The 14860-nt window shown below is 55.4% G+C and carries 16 protein-coding genes; 9 read left to right on the forward strand and 7 right to left on the reverse strand.

All coding sequences use genetic code 11. The features are described from left to right. Positions 1-5: 5 nt before the first annotated feature. From priB to AB6731_RS12545, 4 genes are all read left to right on the forward strand, one after another. On the forward strand, positions 6-320 hold the full coding sequence (gene priB, locus AB6731_RS12530) for a primosomal replication protein N (RefSeq protein WP_014068638.1): 315 nt from the start codon (positions 6-8) through the stop codon (positions 318-320). A 4-nt stretch (positions 321-324) separates the two neighbouring features. Further along, positions 325-552, forward strand: a complete 228-nt coding sequence (gene rpsR, locus AB6731_RS12535; RefSeq protein ID WP_000135199.1) for a 30S ribosomal protein S18 — start codon at positions 325-327, stop codon at positions 550-552. A 41-nt stretch (positions 553-593) separates the two neighbouring features. Beyond that, positions 594-1043: a 50S ribosomal protein L9 gene (gene rplI / locus AB6731_RS12540; RefSeq protein ID WP_014168334.1), complete on the forward strand. Its 450-nt coding sequence runs from the start codon at positions 594-596 to the stop codon at positions 1041-1043. 150 nt (positions 1044-1193) lie between these two features. Next, a complete protein-coding gene (locus AB6731_RS12545) occupies positions 1194-2123 on the forward strand; it encodes a DMT family transporter (RefSeq protein WP_025205818.1) in 930 nt (309 codons plus the stop codon). Between the two features lie 45 nt (positions 2124-2168). Here AB6731_RS12545 and AB6731_RS12550 read toward each other — a convergent pair whose 3' ends face one another. Further along, on the reverse strand, positions 2169-2813 hold the full coding sequence (locus tag AB6731_RS12550) for a LysM-like peptidoglycan-binding domain-containing protein (protein WP_371006424.1): 645 nt from the start codon (positions 2811-2813) through the stop codon (positions 2169-2171). Between the two features lie 233 nt (positions 2814-3046). On the opposite strand from AB6731_RS12550, the gene fklB reads away from it, so the two are divergent. Together fklB and cycA are read left to right on the forward strand one after the other, a co-directional pair. Continuing rightward, positions 3047-3667 carry an FKBP-type peptidyl-prolyl cis-trans isomerase gene (gene fklB / locus AB6731_RS12555; protein WP_025205816.1) on the forward strand — a complete coding sequence of 207 codons (621 nt, stop codon included), beginning with the start codon at positions 3047-3049 and terminating at the stop codon, positions 3665-3667. 313 nt (positions 3668-3980) lie between these two features. Further along, positions 3981-5390, forward strand: coding sequence for a D-serine/D-alanine/glycine transporter (gene cycA, locus AB6731_RS12560; protein ID WP_014168338.1), 1410 nt, complete (start codon positions 3981-3983; stop codon positions 5388-5390). Positions 5391-5454: 64 nt separating this feature from the next. On the opposite strand, the gene ytfE is transcribed toward cycA, so the two are convergent. Next, on the reverse strand, positions 5455-6117 hold the full coding sequence (gene ytfE / locus AB6731_RS12565) for an iron-sulfur cluster repair protein YtfE (protein ID WP_014168339.1): 663 nt from the start codon (positions 6115-6117) through the stop codon (positions 5455-5457). A 245-nt stretch (positions 6118-6362) separates the two neighbouring features. Here ytfE and AB6731_RS12570 point away from each other — a divergent pair, with 245 nt between their 5' ends. Continuing rightward, complete coding sequence (locus AB6731_RS12570; RefSeq protein WP_014168340.1) at positions 6363-8012, forward strand: methyl-accepting chemotaxis protein; 1650 nt, start codon at positions 6363-6365, stop codon at positions 8010-8012. On the opposite strand, the gene AB6731_RS12575 is transcribed toward AB6731_RS12570, so the two are convergent. From AB6731_RS12575 to AB6731_RS12585, 3 genes are all read right to left on the reverse strand, one after another. After that, on the reverse strand, positions 8009-8974 hold the full coding sequence (locus tag AB6731_RS12575) for a DMT family transporter (protein ID WP_032679428.1): 966 nt from the start codon (positions 8972-8974) through the stop codon (positions 8009-8011). The two genes, AB6731_RS12570 and AB6731_RS12575, sit on opposite strands and share 4 nt — an antisense overlap. A 75-nt stretch (positions 8975-9049) precedes the next feature. Next, complete coding sequence (locus AB6731_RS12580; protein WP_371006503.1) at positions 9050-9874, reverse strand: AraC family ligand binding domain-containing protein; 825 nt, start codon at positions 9872-9874, stop codon at positions 9050-9052. 81 nt (positions 9875-9955) lie between these two features. Next, a complete protein-coding gene (locus tag AB6731_RS12585) occupies positions 9956-10804 on the reverse strand; it encodes an SDR family oxidoreductase (protein ID WP_086533163.1) in 849 nt (282 codons plus the stop codon). Positions 10805-10888: 84 nt separating this feature from the next. Between AB6731_RS12585 and AB6731_RS12590 the strand changes: the two genes are divergently transcribed. Next, positions 10889-11275, forward strand: coding sequence for a helix-turn-helix domain-containing protein (locus AB6731_RS12590; RefSeq protein WP_014168344.1), 387 nt, complete (start codon positions 10889-10891; stop codon positions 11273-11275). Between the two features lie 44 nt (positions 11276-11319). On the opposite strand, the gene AB6731_RS12595 is transcribed toward AB6731_RS12590, so the two are convergent. After that, the gene (locus tag AB6731_RS12595; RefSeq protein ID WP_371006425.1) at positions 11320-13263 is read right to left on the reverse strand and encodes a bifunctional 2',3'-cyclic-nucleotide 2'-phosphodiesterase/3'-nucleotidase; all 1944 of its coding nucleotides are present in this window, start codon (positions 13261-13263) and stop codon (positions 11320-11322) included. 190 nt (positions 13264-13453) lie between these two features. Between AB6731_RS12595 and cysQ the strand changes: the two genes are divergently transcribed. After that, positions 13454-14194: a 3'(2'),5'-bisphosphate nucleotidase CysQ gene (gene cysQ / locus AB6731_RS12600; RefSeq protein WP_014168346.1), complete on the forward strand. Its 741-nt coding sequence runs from the start codon at positions 13454-13456 to the stop codon at positions 14192-14194. Here the strand turns inward: cysQ and AB6731_RS12605 are convergent. Continuing rightward, a complete protein-coding gene (locus AB6731_RS12605; RefSeq protein WP_014168347.1) occupies positions 14188-14745 on the reverse strand; it encodes a YtfJ family protein in 558 nt (185 codons plus the stop codon). The genes cysQ and AB6731_RS12605 overlap by 7 nt on opposite strands. Between the last annotated feature and the right edge of the window lie 115 nt (positions 14746-14860).

Below are 14860 nucleotides of genomic sequence, written 5' to 3' on the forward strand. Positions count from 1 at the left end.
TTCTGATGACCAACCGTCTGGTGTTGTCCGGTACCGTGTGCAGGACCCCCCTTCGTAAGGTCAGTCCATCAGGAATTCCGCATTGCCAGTTCGTGCTTGAGCATCGTTCTGTGCAAGAGGAAGCCGGCTTTCACCGGCAGGCGTGGTGCCAAATGCCCGTTATTATTAGCGGACACGAAAACCAGGCCATTACTCACAGTATAACGGTCGGTAGCGCAGTAATCGTTCAGGGGTTCATTTCTTGCCACAAGGCAAAGAACGGCCTGAGCAAAATGGTTCTGCATGCCGAGCAGATTGATTTGATAGATTCTGGAGACTAGCCATATGGCACGTTATTTCCGTCGTCGCAAGTTCTGCCGTTTCACCGCGGAAGGCGTTCAAGAGATCGACTATAAAGATATCGCAACGCTGAAAAACTACATCACCGAAAGCGGTAAGATTGTCCCAAGCCGTATCACCGGTACTCGTGCAAAATACCAGCGTCAGCTGGCTCGCGCTATCAAACGCGCTCGCTACCTGTCCCTGCTGCCGTACACTGATCGTCATCAGTAATCGGGCACGGTCCATTAATACGACTTTAAGAGGATAAGGTAATGCAAGTTATTCTGCTTGATAAAGTAGCAAACCTGGGCAGCCTGGGTGATCAGGTAAACGTTAAAGCGGGCTACGCTCGTAACTTCCTGGTTCCACAGGGTAAAGCTGTTCCAGCTACCAAGAAAAACGTAGAGTTTTTCGAAGCACGTCGCGCTGAACTGGAAGCCAAACTGGCTGACGTTCTGGCGGCTGCTAATGCTCGCGCTGAGTCAATCAACGCACTGGGCACTGTTACCATCGTTTCCAAAGCTGGCGACGAAGGTAAACTGTTCGGTTCCATCGGTACCCGCGATATCGCTGATGCAGTAACTGCAGCTGGCGTTAAAGTGGCTAAGAGCGAAGTTCGTCTGCCGAACGGTGTTCTGCGTACCACTGGTGAGCACGAAGTGGACTTCCAGGTTCACAGCGAAGTGTTCGCTAAACTGGTTGTTAACGTTGTAGCTGAGTAATTTTACTCTGCTCACGTCGAAGCGCCGGCCTTGTGCCGGCGTTTTGCTTTTTTAAGGGACCAGACTCGCGCTTTAGTGCTTGTAGGGTCGCTATTCCTGGCGCATTCGCTGATAATAAAATGAAACGCAATTTTATTTATGAGATTCGACATGGAAACCGCTCTGCCCACGCCCGTATTTGCCCGTCGAAAGGTGGCCTATGCCTGCGCCACGCTCTGCTGTCTGCTTTGGGGTAGCTCTTACCCGGCCATAAAAAGCGGCTATGAGCTCTTCCAGATTGCCACTGATGATATTCCCTCAAAGGTCGTGTTCGCTGGTTACCGTTTTCTGTTTGCGGGTGTGCTGCTGCTTCTCTTTGCGTTAGCACAGCGCAAGCCCATCGGCAGGTTCACGCCCGGGCAGTTTGGGCAATTGACCGTCCTGGGGCTGACGCAGACGAGCATTCAGTACACCTTCTTTTATATCGGACTGGCCTACACGACAGGCGTGAACGGCTCGATCATGAACGCCACCGGCACTTTCTTCAGCGTGTTGCTGGCGCACTTCATCTACCACAACGACAAGCTCAGCTATAACAAAACGCTTGGCTGTATTTTGGGCTTTGCCGGAGTGATGCTGGTTAACTTCCACGGCGGGTTAAGCGAATTCAGCTTCGTCTGGAAGGGAGACGGGTTTGTGGTGCTGGCAGCCTTTATCCTTTCTGCCGCCACGCTTTACGGAAAACGCATCTCCCAGACCGTCGACCCGACGGTGATGACCGGCTGGCAACTGGCTATCGGCGGCGCGGCGCTGGTGGCGGGTGGCTATCTCACGGGAGGGACGCTGGAAGTGCATAGCATGACGGCCGTCGCGGTGCTGGGGTATCTGACGTTACTCTCTTCGGTAGCGTTCGCCCTCTGGAGCGCGCTGCTGAAAGTAAACCGCGTAAGTATGATTGCCCCGTTCAACTTTGTGATCCCCGTTGCCGGGACGGTGCTGTCCGCCATTTTCCTCGGTGAAAACATTCTGGACATCAAATATGCGATTGCGCTGGTGCTGGTCTGCTCGGGGATCTGGTGGGTCAATAAGCGGAGTCACTAAGAAGGGCATGGCCGGGGGGCTGGCTCGCCTTACCCGGCCTGAACATTAACGTGCTCTGATAAAACTGCCGTCAGGCTGGCGGGTAAATAGCACCTGCTGGCCATTTCCCGTATCAATCGTGAGCCCGGTGACGACACCGCTGGCATTCTGACGTATCTGCACCAGCTGGCCGTTCTGCAAATTACTGAGCGGCTTGCCCGCGCCTTCCACCTGCGCCATGGCATACACATCGGTTGGCGGCAGATTGTGGTCGCGGAACAGCTGCGCAAGGGTTTTACCCGGCTCTACGCGATAGGAACGCCACTGCTGCTCAATGCCGGTTGGCTGCTGAGCCTGTGGCTCTGCCGGGGCCGCTGCCTGTTCCTGTGGCTGTTCATCCTGAATGGGTTCCGGTTCAACAGGCGCAACCTGTCCCGGATCGTTCGACGGGGTGACCAGTTGCGTCTGCACAGACTGTGTGTCCGGCTGCGGTCGCGTTTGCGACTGAATATCCAGCTGGGCATTGCGGGTCACCGTCGCGGTGTCGGCGTCATCGCCACCGGAAGGAAGCAGGAAGCCCACGATCACCATCAGCGCGCCAATGATGATCCCTCTGCGATGCAGAGGCGGCAGCGGGTCCATGATGCGAAAATTGTCCGGCGCCTGCCAGATTTTCGCCAGGGTAGGTTTCAGTTCAAATCGCCCGGGCATGGCTCTCCTCCTGCTCCGCGTCTTTTTTATCCTGTGCTCCGAAGTATAGTTTGCTAACTGCCTGAACGGCGTAGCAAACCCGACATCCGTGACATTCGTTCGGGATTAATCCTGGTTCTCTCTATTGTTTCTGTTTCGTCGCGGTTTGTCACCTTAACTTCAGACAAAGTTTTACCCATAAGGGCATGGCTGATATGCTGCCCGCTACTTTAAATGTGATGGAAGGAAAACCCATGACCACCCCGACTTTTGACACTATCGAAGCGCAGGCAAGTTACGGTATCGGCTTGCAGGTAGGACAGCAGCTGAGCGAATCCGGCCTGGAAGGTCTGTTACCCGAAGCGCTGGTGGCGGGTATCGCTGATGCGCTGGAAGGCAACAACCCGGCAGTTCCGGTTGATGTTGTGCACCGTGCGCTGCGTGAAATCCACGAACGTGCTGACGCCGTGCGTCGCGCGCGTTTCGAAGAGATGGCTGCAGAAGGCGTGAAATATCTGGAAGAGAACCGTGAGCGTGAAGGCGTGAACAGCACCGAGTCTGGCCTGCAGTTCCGCGTGATCAACCAGGGCGACGGCGCAATCCCGGCGCGTACTGACCACGTTCGCGTGCACTACACCGGTAAACTGATCGACGGTACGGTGTTCGACAGCTCTGTAGCACGTGGCGAACCGGCTGAATTCCCGGTTAACGGCGTTATCGCGGGCTGGATCGAAGCGCTGACCCTGATGCCAGTGGGTTCCAAATGGGAACTGACTATCCCGCACAACCTGGCGTACGGCGAGCGTGGCGCTGGTGCGTCCATCCCGCCATTCAGCACCCTGGTGTTTGAAGTCGAGCTGCTGGAAATTCTGTAATCAGCTTTTCTTATTTCCTCTCTCCTTCAGGAGAGAGGAATATAGTGATAAAACCTATAGTTACGACGGAATCAACATTTTATCTTGCAAACGAAACTGTTGCGTGTATTTTTGTGAGCTGTTTCGCGTTGTATGAGTGATATGACACTCACTTTAAACATATTATTAACATAATATCCAAATCATAGTATTCATCCCGCCGATTCTTACCTAATATCGATGAGTCCTTTCATGGGGACCGTTATTTTTTTGACGTATTTAAAGGCCAGAAGAGCCTTAACAACACAGACAGGCATAAACAGGAAAATATCACATGGTAGATCAGGTTAAAGTCGTCGCCGACGAAGAGGCGTCGTCTGAACAGTCGCTACGGCGCAATCTCACAAACCGTCATATTCAGCTCATTGCCATCGGGGGTGCCATCGGTACCGGGTTGTTTATGGGGTCAGGTAAAACCATCAGTCTTGCCGGGCCGTCGATCATTTTCGTTTATATGATCATCGGTTTTATGCTCTTCTTCGTGATGCGTGCAATGGGTGAATTGCTGCTCTCGAACCTCGAATACAAGTCCTTTAGCGATTTCGCTTCCGACCTGCTTGGCCCCTGGGCGGGCTACTTCACCGGCTGGACCTACTGGTTCTGCTGGGTGGTGACCGGCATGGCGGATGTGGTCGCCATCACGGCCTACGCGCAGTTCTGGTTCCCGGGGTTATCGGACTGGGTGGCCTCGCTGGCGGTGATTGTTCTGCTGCTGAGCCTTAACCTCGCCACCGTTAAAATGTTCGGTGAGATGGAGTTCTGGTTTGCGATGATCAAAATCGTGGCGATTATCGCCCTGATTGTTGTCGGCCTGGTGATGGTACTGACGCACTTCCAGTCTCCAACCGGCGTTCAGGCTTCGTTCGCGCATCTGTGGAATGACGGCGGCTGGTTCCCGAAAGGCATCAGCGGCTTCTTTGCCGGTTTCCAGATTGCGGTGTTTGCCTTTGTGGGGATTGAGCTGGTCGGTACCACGGCGGCGGAAACTAAAGATCCGGAGAAATCCCTGCCGCGCGCGATTAACTCTATCCCGATTCGTATCATTATGTTCTACGTGTTCGCGCTGATTATCATCATGTCCGTGACACCGTGGAGCTCCGTTGTACCGACCAAGAGCCCGTTCGTTGAGTTGTTTGTACTGGTTGGACTGCCTGCGGCCGCAAGCCTGATTAACTTCGTGGTGCTGACCTCCGCGGCCTCTTCGGCCAACAGTGGGGTGTTCTCTACCAGCCGTATGCTGTTTGGTCTGGCACAGGAAGGGGTTGCGCCACGCGCGTTTGCCAAACTGTCTAAGCGTGCGGTGCCGGCGAAAGGGCTGACCTTCTCCTGTATCTGCCTGCTGGGCGGTGTGGTGATGCTCTACGTGAACCCGAGTGTGATCGGTGCGTTTACCATGATCACCACGGTCTCTGCGATCCTGTTCATGTTCGTCTGGACCATCATCCTGTGTTCTTACCTGGTGTACCGCAAACAGCGTCCGCACCTGCATGAAAAATCGATCTACAAAATGCCGCTGGGCAAGCTGATGTGCTGGGTGTGCATGGCGTTCTTCGTCTTCGTGCTGGTTCTGCTGACGCTGGAAGACGATACCCGTCAGGCGTTAATCGTCACGCCGCTGTGGTTCATCGCGCTGGGGCTGGGATGGTTATTTATCGGTAAGAAACGTATGGCAGGCATGCGTTAATAAAAAAGGCCACAGATGCTGTGGCCGAATGATAACCTCAGGAAGGCGCTCTAGGGCGCCTTTTTTATTCACCTGCGAGGGCACGCGGGAACAGGACGTTGTTCTCAAGACTGATGTGTTCCATCAGGTCGTCGATCATCTCGTTAATGCCGTTGTACATCGCTTTCCACGTGGTGCACGCCTCTGGTGGCGGTGTAACGTTATGGGTAGTGTGTTTAATCACTTCCAGCAGCTCGCCTGCATCATCATGTTCGCTTTCCATGACGCTGATGGGCCCCATCGCCTGGCTGCCCATACCCTGTTTGATCATCGGGAAGAGGATTTGCTCCTCTTTCATCATGTGGCTGGAAAGCTCTTCGTGAAGCAGGGTCAGGTATTTCGCCAGACCGCGTGGTACGGAAGGTTTGTCGGCGTGAACGCGCTCCACTTTTGTCGCCTGCAGGATCAGTTCAGGCAGTTGTTCACGGTGACGGTCGTGAAAACGCACGATGATATGGTCGATGATGTCGGCAAGGGCTGCAGTGCGCCAGTCTTTCTCAATAGGCTGCTCAGCCAGTTGCGCCAGCTCCGCTTCAATGAGCCCCACATCCAGCTCTTTACGCGAGGCGGCACGTGCCAGGGTTTGCTTACCGCCACAGCAGTAATCCATATCGTATTTACGAAACAGCGCGGACGCGCGCGGGATGGAGAGCGCCAGCTCGCCAAGGGGTTGGTCGCGGAAGGCCATAGCAGTTACCTCGTCATCAATAATATAAAGTGCATTTTAAATGCATCTTTAAGGCGATGCTATAACCCTTTAGAGGGAAGGGGAAAAGTGAGAGCTAGATCACAAAAAAATAATGACTTTTAACTTGCTGAATGAATGCAGGAAATTACTTTAGAAAGTTTTTTAACGTGGGGAAACAGTAAACAACTCGCCGTGCCTGCCGATATATCCACGTCAGACAAACCTGCATATAAAAAAGGCAACGCATGTTTAAACGTATAAAAGTCATTACCCTTCTTATTTCGGTGCTGCTTGTGCTCGGCATCATGCAAGTCATTTCCGCCGGCATTTTTATCAACGCGCTGAATAACGACAAAGATAACTTCACCGTCTCGCAGCTCTCAAGCCAGAATGTCGCCGAGTTTACCGATGCATGGATCAGCCTCAACCAGGCCCGCGTGACCCTGAACCGCGGCATGCTGCGTCTGCAAAGCAGCATGGCGTCTCAGATTAACGGCGGCCAGTTGAATGAACTGGTGAACACGGCGAAGAACCTGCTGGCGGATGCGCAGTCCCATTACGATAAATACTACGCTTTGCCTAATACTCCAGGTCTGGACGAGAATCTGGCTAACCGTCTGGAAGAGCAGTACCGTATTTACTCCGCCACGCTGACGCAAATGAACGTCCTGCTGGGCCAGGGCAATCTGGAAGATATGTTCAAGCAGAATGCGGAGCAGAAACAGACCGCGATGCAGAACGTGTACCGTGAATGGCGTGAAGCGCAGGCCGTCCTCACGGACAGAGGGATTAAAGACAACGAAAACGATTATAAACGTATCCTGTGGATCCTCTCTGCGGTCATGCTGCTGGTGATTGCTGTGATCGTCTCCAGCTGGATTGCGATGCGCCGCGTTCTGCTGCTGCCGCTGCAGGATGTGATCGGCCATATCCGCGCCATTGCCGCAGGGGATTTGACCCAGCCGATTCAGGCAGAGGGTAAGAATGAAATGGCAATCCTGGCGCGCAACGTTCAGGAGATGCAAACTTCGCTGGCAAACACGGTGGGCGTGGTGCGTGAAGGCGCAGACACCATTTACACCGGTGCAGGGGAAATCTCTGCGGGCAGCAACGACCTCTCTTCCCGTACCGAGCAGCAGGCTGCCTCTCTGGAAGAGACGGCTGCCAGCATGGAACAACTGACCGCCACGGTAAAACAAAACGCCGATAACGCACGTCAGGCTTCCCGTCTGGCGCTCGATGCCTCCTCAACCGCGAAGAAGGGCGGTAACGTGGTGGAAGGTGTGGTGCGCACCATGGACGACATTGCGACCAGTTCCAGCAAAATTGCGCAAATTACCAACGTAATCGACGGCATTGCTTTCCAGACCAACATCCTGGCGCTGAACGCGGCGGTGGAAGCCGCGCGTGCAGGCGAGCAGGGCCGTGGCTTTGCGGTGGTCGCAGGTGAGGTGCGTACCCTTGCCCAGCGTAGCGCTCAGGCGGCAAAAGAGATTAAAGCGCTGATCGACGATTCCGGCGAGCGCGTGAATGCCGGCTCACAGCTGGTAAACGAAGCCGGGGCGACGATGGCAGAGATCGTGAATGCGGTCACCCGCGTGACCGACATCATGGGCGAGATTGCCTCTGCCTCTGACGAGCAGAGCCGCGGTATCGATCAGGTAGGTCAGGCGGTGGCCGAGATGGATCGCGTGACCCAGCAGAACGCCTCGCTGGTAGAGGAGTCTGCGGCAGCGGCGGCCGCGCTGGAAGATCAGGCGGCACGCCTGAACGAAGCGGTGGCGGTGTTTAAAATTACCCGCAACCCGGTGGTCAACGCCGCGCCGGTGAAAAGCTACACTCCAGCGGCTAAACCTGTCGCGGCGACGTCTGAAGCGAACTGGGAAACGTTTTAACTCTCTGAAGCCGGAACGACCATCGGTTTTTCCGGCTTTGCTCTCACCGCCATCACGACCCCAACGACCAGCAATATAATCCCGCAGGCAGTTAACAGCGGCGGTACGCTCTGGCGCATCAGGAAGGTGTAAAGCAGCCCGGCCAGCGTTTCGAATACAATCAACGGCCCTAAAATTACCGTCGGCAGCTTCTGGCTGGCGATATTCCAGCACAGCGCGCCCACCCATGAGCAGAGCACCGCAATCGCCAGCATCAGCCCGACGAAGACCCACGGTCTCGGTCCGAACGGTTGAGCGAAATCCGGTTGCTGGTGGCCTAACCAGAGACAGGCCCCCACATAGCCCATAAGCGAAACCGGGAGCGTGACCAACGCCTGAGCCGTCGCCCACATCATCGGGTGTTTATCCGGGTTTTCCCGCAGCCAGCGCGCATTGCGCAGGGCATACCACGCCCAGCACACCACGGAAACGAATGCCAGCAGGATGCCAGAACCGTAACGCAACAGTGAGAAGTTCTCCAGCCCATGCTGCAGCTCGGCAATGTTGACGCAGACCAGCCCCACGGCGGTACACACCAACGCTGGTACCATTTTTGACCACGCCAGCTTCCCGTCGCGGTGGCTGTAAAGCAGGTTAGCGAAGACCGGGATCACCACGGGCAGCGTGCCGATAATCATGGTAGATACCGGTGCCCCGGTTCGCTGAATGGCGCTCGCCAGGCAAACATAATAGATAAGGTTGCCCATCATGGTCAGCGCCAGCGCGGTGAACCAGTCCTGTCTGCCGAGTTGACGCAAACGTGCACGACCGAGCCACGCCAGCGGGAGAGCAATCAGCCCCAGTGCCAGATAACGTCCGGTCGACTGCAGTATTGCCGGGTACTCCGGCACGATCAGCGGGCCGACAAAAATCAGTCCCCACATCAGACCCGCAAGCAGGGCATACAACACACCACTAATCATTTTTCCATCCACATTGGTTTATTCTGCGTTCAGTGTAGGAGGGGGAAGGGCGCGCGTATTGTATGAGGTTGCGCATCAGCGCTTAAAGACCTGCTTCTGGTAGCGCACGGGGGTAATGCCATAGCGGCGGGTAAAGGCGCGAGTCAAATGGGACTGATCGGTCAGCCCGGTCGCGGCGGCGACTTCGGCGGCGGGCATGCCGTGCGTGAGAAACGCTTTGGCGCGCCACAGGCGGATAGCCATCAGCATCTGATGCGGAGTGACATGGAAATGCGCCTTGAACTGGCGCTGAAAATGGTAGGGGCTGAGTGAGACCACGTTGGCCAGCTCGTCCAGCGTCAGGGCGTGCATGTAGTTGTCGTGCATATACTCACGTACCCGTTCGAACCGGTGTGCACCTTCCCGGGTAACCGGCGCGTGGCGGGCTAACGGCTGGAAGGTCTCGATCAGATCCAGCAGCAGGCCTTTTTGCGCCAGCGGGTCGTCCGTATGCCACAGGCCATAGATAAGCCTGCCGATTTGCTGTGAGCGCAGCGGGTCATGGCGGGTTACGTCGCTAAACCACCAGTGGCGAAGGCCGGTCACCTCTTCCAGCAGGTCGGGTTCAATGTAAACCATCCGGTAGCGCCAGCCGCCATCCGTCGCCGACTCCCCGGTGTGGATCTCGTCCGGGTTCATGGTCACGACGGATTTTTCCGCCGCGAGATGCTGGGTACCGCGATAGCGAAAGCGTTCGGCACCGGTTTCAATGGTGCCGATGCCGAAGGCTTCATGCGTATGAGGCTCAAAGGCGTAGTCAGAAATATGCGCGTGATAAAGCTCCAGGCCCGGCAAATGCGCCAGATGGCGAAAGCGCGCGCTGTCTCTCTCATCAATGAACTGTTCCGGTACGCCCTGCACGGTGAACCTCCTCATGAGTCATCTCTCCATTATCAGAGATGACCCGAGGGGATGCTACAAAAAATAACCATTTTGCAACATTTACAGAATGGCTTTAATGCTCTCTGAAAGCGGTGTGGTTGGACGCCCGATCAGTTTGCTCAGCGTATGGCTGTCGTCAAACAGACCGCCTTTAGACGCGCCCACATCGGAGTCCGCCAGCATCTCCGCCAGCCCGGCAGGCAGGCCAACGCCCTTCAGCGCCGCGGCAAAATCCGCCTCGCTCATGTTCTGATACGCCACGTTTTTGCCGCTCTGTTTGCTGAGTTCGGCCGCCAGTTCGCTCAGCGTCCAGGCGTGGTCGCCGGCCAGCTCGTATACGTTGCCTGCATGACCGTCCCCGGAGATGACTTTTGCCGCGGCAGCCGCGTAATCCGCACGGGTGGCAGAGGCGATTTTGCCTTCACCGGCCGCGCCAATAAATACGCCATGCTCCAGCGCGGGCGGTGCGCTCGCCAGATAGTTTTCAGTGTACCAGCCGTTACGCAGCAGGGCGTAAGGGATGCCGGACTCTGCCAGCGCCTTCTCCGTCGCGACGTGTTCAACGTGCAGACCCAGCGGCGATTTATCCGCATGCAGCAGGCTGGTATAGGCGATGAATTTCACGCCAGCGGCTTTGGCAGCATTAATGACGTTCTGATGTTGGGTGGCGCGCTGACCCACTTCGCTGGAGGAGATCAGCAGCAGCTTTTCTACGCCCTTAAGCGCGGAGGTCATTGTGCTTTCGTCAGCGTAATCCCCCTGACGAACGGTAATTCCCTGCTGGCGCAGGGCTTCAGCTTTTGCCGGATTGCGGACAATCGCCACAATCTGGTTTGCCGGTACGGTGTTTAACAGCTGTTCGATAACGAGCTGGCCAAGCTGGCCGGTTGCGCCGGTAATTGCGATCATGATGAATCCTCTTCGTGTTTGTCTGGTGTTGTGGCACACTAGCACCATAGCTAACTTTTAGTAAGTACGCACATAAAGGTAAGTATGAAAACAACGATACCGACACTCAGCGAACAAATGCGCGATGGCAACCTCTTCGCGGAACAGTGTCCTTCCAGAGAGGTTCTCAAACATGTCACCAGCCGCTGGGGCGTGCTGATTCTGGTGGCCCTGCGGCAGGGAACCCACCGTTTCAGCGACCTGCGCCGAAAAATGGGAGGCGTCAGCGAAAAGATGCTGGCCCAGTCGCTACAGGCGCTGGAACAGGACGGGTTTGTTAATCGCGTCTCGTATCCGGTTGTACCACCGCACGTTGAGTATAGCCTGACGCCGTTAGGGACAGAGGTGAGTGAGAAAGTGGCCGCGCTGGCGGACTGGATAGAAGTGCATACGCCGCAGGTGATGGCGAACCGGGAAGAACGCGCGGCGTAAAGGCAGGCCGGGTAAGGCGAAGCCGCTACCCGGCACACACCGCGTTACTTGCTTAAATCCACCTGATAAATGGCGAAGCCAATATCATCCGTTGCAACTTTCTTCATCGGATAGTGGGCTTTATCGTTAATAAACGCCGCCGCTTTATCGGACGGTGAAGTTTCAAAACGGATGTCCAGCGGCGTGTCGCTGTGAATGGGAGCCAGGCGCCAGTTGTTGTCCACTGCCGGATGAATGCCCCCCGCTTTTTTGGACTCCGCGCTGATCCACGCCGCCAGCACCGAGCGGTTCTCGTCCGGTGAGGCAAAGGCAATATGGCTATCTCCCGTGCCGGCAAACTTGCCGCCGTAGGCGCGGTAGTTATTGGTTACCACCAGGAAGGTGGCATTCGGGTCGATGGCTTTGCCCTTAAAGGTCAGGTTTTTGATGCGCTCGGCCTGCGGGTTAATGACCTGGCATTCGCCGTCATATTTTGCAGGCTGGGTAACATCAATCTGATACTCCACGCCGTCAATCACGTCAAAGTTATAGGTCCGGAAGCCATCCCAGTTAATCAGCGACTGCGGTTTACTGCTCTTCGGATCGATCTGGTTGAACTGTCCGGAAGAGCACTCCAGCCATTCCTTCACCTCTTTACCTGTCGCTTTCACTACCACCAGGGTGTTCGGATAGAGATAGAGATCGGCGGCGTTACGGAAGGTCAGTTGGCCCTTTTCGACTTCAACGTAGCTTGCCGGGTCATTCTTACGCCCGCCCACTTTGAACGGTGCCGCGGCCGACAGCACCGGCAGTTTTGCCAGGTCCGGGTCGCCCTGAATAACATGTTCGACATAGGCTTTTTGCGCCATGTTAACCACCTGGACAGTCGGGTCATCCTGGACCAGCGCCAGGTAGCTGTACATGTTATCGGCGGATTTACCGATCGGCTTGCTGACGAAGTCGCGGGTGGCGTCGTGGTCATGCTTCAGCACGTCGACCAGTTTTTTATCTTCGGCGGCGAGTGATTTTTTAGCCGCAGCGTCGTAAATCGGGCGCGCCTCTGCTTTTGACTGAGTGACCTTCCAGTCGCCGCCGTCGTTATTGAGTACCAGATCCACCACACCAAGGTGGTCGCCCCACATGCCCGGCATCACCGACGGCACGCCATTGAGCGTCCCTTTCTCGATGTCTGCACCCTTAATGTTGGCAAAGTCCTTACCCGGGAAGACCGCGTGGGCGTGGCCGAACAGGATCGCATCGACGCCCGGGACTTCACTCAGATAATAAACGGAGTTTTCCGCCATGGCCTGATACGGATCGGCGGAGAGTCCCGAGTGCGCAACCACCACCACCAGATCTGCGCCTTTTTCGCGCATTTCCGGCACGTATTTGCGCGCAGTTTCGGTAATATCGTTAACGGTCACTTTACCGTCGAGGTTGGCTTTATCCCAGGTCATGATTTGCGGCGGCACAAAGCCGATATAGCCGATTTTAAGCGTCTGTTTTTTACCGTCCTGATCGACAACCTCGGTCTCTTTAATCAGATAGGGGGTAAAGAGCGGCTTCTGCGTCTTAACGTCGATGATATTGGCGTTAACGTACGGGAATTTCGCGCCAGCCAGCGCATCGTGCAGGTACTTCAGGCCGTAGTTAAATTCGTGGTTGCCCAGGTTGCCGACGGTATAGTCCAGGGTGTTCATCGCTTTATACACCGGGTGGATCTCGCCTTTCTTCAGCCCCTTCGCCGCCATATAGTCCCCGAGCGGGCTACCCTGAATGAGATCGCCGTTGTCGACCAGCACGCTGTTTTTAACTTCATTGCGGGCGGCAGCGATCAAACTTGCCGTGCGTACCAGTCCGAATTTTTCCGTCGGGGTATCTTTGTAGTAATCGAAGTCCATCATGTTGCTGTGCAGGTCGGTAGTTTCCAGAATTCGCAGGTCTACCGTCGCCGCCTGTACGCTCACTGCAATCAGCGTCGCCAGGAGCGTTGCGCTAAACTTAATCATCAGAGGAGTCCTTTTTTCGATCCAGGCCACAAAAGAGTATGTATCTATAGCGTGTTGCTTACATAAATGTGAATCCTGACAGAAAAAAGCGCCATGAAACCAGAATTGCTTCACAGATAGCGGAATTGTTCCCATTACGATATAACTAAAACAAAGAGTTAACCCCACTGCGTTAACAAAGAGGTGGAGAATGTTAGATAAGATTTGTCAGCTCGCACGGGATGCGGGAGATGCCATCATGCAGGTGTATGACGGTGCAAAACCGATGGAGGTCGTCAGCAAGGCAGATGACTCTCCGGTCACCGCGGCAGATATCGCGGCTCACAAGGTGATCCTGCAAGGACTGCAGGCCTTAACGCCGGATATCCCGGTCCTGTCAGAAGAAGCGCCGCAGAGCTGGGACGAGCGTCAGCACTGGCAGCGTTACTGGCTGGTGGACCCCCTCGACGGCACCAAAGAGTTTATCAAGCGTAACGGTGAGTTCACCGTCAACATCGCGCTGATTGAAAAAGGCAAAGCGGTGCTTGGGGTGGTATACGCGCCGGTGATGAAAGTCATGTACAGCGCTGCAGACGGTAAGGCGTGGAAGGAAGAGTGCGGCGTGCGTAAGCAGATTCAGGTGCGCGATGCGCGTCCACCGCTGGTGGTGATCAGCCGGTCACACAGCGACAGCGAACTGCAGGAATATCTGCAACAGCTGGGTGAACACCAGACGACCTCGATTGGTTCATCACTGAAATTCTGTCTGGTGGCGGAAGGTCATGCTCAGCTCTACCCTCGCTTTGGGCCAACGAACGTCTGGGATACCGCGGCAGGGCATGCGGTCGCCACGGCCGCCGGGGCACATGTTCATGACTGGCAGGGTAAGCCGCTGGACTACACCCCGCGCGAATCCTTCCTTAACCCCGGCTTCCGCGTCTCTATTTATTGAGCCAGCAGTTTGTGCAGCAGGGCGACAACCTGCTGCACCTCTTCCTGGGTTAATGCCCCGTCTTTCACCCACTGCACGCGGCCGTCTTTATCCAGCACGATGATTGCGGAACTCTCTTCCTCCAGCTGCCACGCCTTACGCGTCACGCCGTTGCTGTCGACAATAAACTGCGACCACGGATAGAGTTTTTTATTGCTCTCAAGGCTTGAACGCACAAACATGCCGGAGCCAGGAATGGCATCGTCAGTATTAACAATCGTGGTGGTCTGGTAGCGGTCGTGTGGGAATTTTGCGGCCTTGATCGCTTCCACCAGGTTGGCATTTTTCTCTTTTGCGGATGTACGACCGGCAATATGTTGTACAACTCTCACTTTGCCTGCGAGCTGCGCGCTATTCCACGCTTTGTAGCTAAACTTATCATTGTCGAGAATCAATTCTCCCCGGTCAGCAATGCCGACTGGTGGTACTCGTTGTCCTTTTTCAATCGCGTGAGCGCTAGCCCACAGAGGCAGAAGCAGACAGGCTGCTGCAAGGATAGTACGTAGGGTCATGGTGTTTCCTTATTGTTTGCAGGTGATCCGACCACTTGGTCATACGCTTTTAATCATAAGTGCGATCAATGTGGTTTTCCCGCAATCCCGATGCCAGTTTGCGGGTGAACGCACA

This window comes from Enterobacter sp. RCC_40 (assembly GCF_041360735.1).
Classification (GTDB): Bacteria; Pseudomonadota; Gammaproteobacteria; order Enterobacterales; family Enterobacteriaceae; genus Enterobacter; species Enterobacter ludwigii.

Coding starts and splice junctions, on each gene's coding strand:
- AB6731_RS12545 (WP_025205818.1), top strand. CDS start 1,194: ATGGAAACCGCTCTGCCCACGCCCGTATTTGCCCGTCGAAAGGTGGCC.
- priB (WP_014068638.1), top strand. CDS start 6: ATGACCAACCGTCTGGTGTTGTCCGGTACCGTGTGCAGGACCCCCCTT.
- cycA (WP_014168338.1), top strand. CDS start 3,981: ATGGTAGATCAGGTTAAAGTCGTCGCCGACGAAGAGGCGTCGTCTGAA.
- AB6731_RS12575 (WP_032679428.1), bottom strand. CDS start 8,974: ATGATTAGTGGTGTGTTGTATGCCCTGCTTGCGGGTCTGATGTGGGGA.
- rplI (WP_014168334.1), top strand. CDS start 594: ATGCAAGTTATTCTGCTTGATAAAGTAGCAAACCTGGGCAGCCTGGGT.
- AB6731_RS12590 (WP_014168344.1), top strand. CDS start 10,889: ATGAAAACAACGATACCGACACTCAGCGAACAAATGCGCGATGGCAAC.
- AB6731_RS12570 (WP_014168340.1), top strand. CDS start 6,363: ATGTTTAAACGTATAAAAGTCATTACCCTTCTTATTTCGGTGCTGCTT.
- AB6731_RS12605 (WP_014168347.1), bottom strand. CDS start 14,745: ATGACCCTACGTACTATCCTTGCAGCAGCCTGTCTGCTTCTGCCTCTG.
- AB6731_RS12550 (WP_371006424.1), bottom strand. CDS start 2,813: ATGCCCGGGCGATTTGAACTGAAACCTACCCTGGCGAAAATCTGGCAG.
- cysQ (WP_014168346.1), top strand. CDS start 13,454: ATGTTAGATAAGATTTGTCAGCTCGCACGGGATGCGGGAGATGCCATC.
- AB6731_RS12595 (WP_371006425.1), bottom strand. CDS start 13,263: ATGATTAAGTTTAGCGCAACGCTCCTGGCGACGCTGATTGCAGTGAGC.
- fklB (WP_025205816.1), top strand. CDS start 3,047: ATGACCACCCCGACTTTTGACACTATCGAAGCGCAGGCAAGTTACGGT.
- AB6731_RS12585 (WP_086533163.1), bottom strand. CDS start 10,804: ATGATCGCAATTACCGGCGCAACCGGCCAGCTTGGCCAGCTCGTTATC.
- ytfE (WP_014168339.1), bottom strand. CDS start 6,117: ATGGCCTTCCGCGACCAACCCCTTGGCGAGCTGGCGCTCTCCATCCCG.
- rpsR (WP_000135199.1), top strand. CDS start 325: ATGGCACGTTATTTCCGTCGTCGCAAGTTCTGCCGTTTCACCGCGGAA.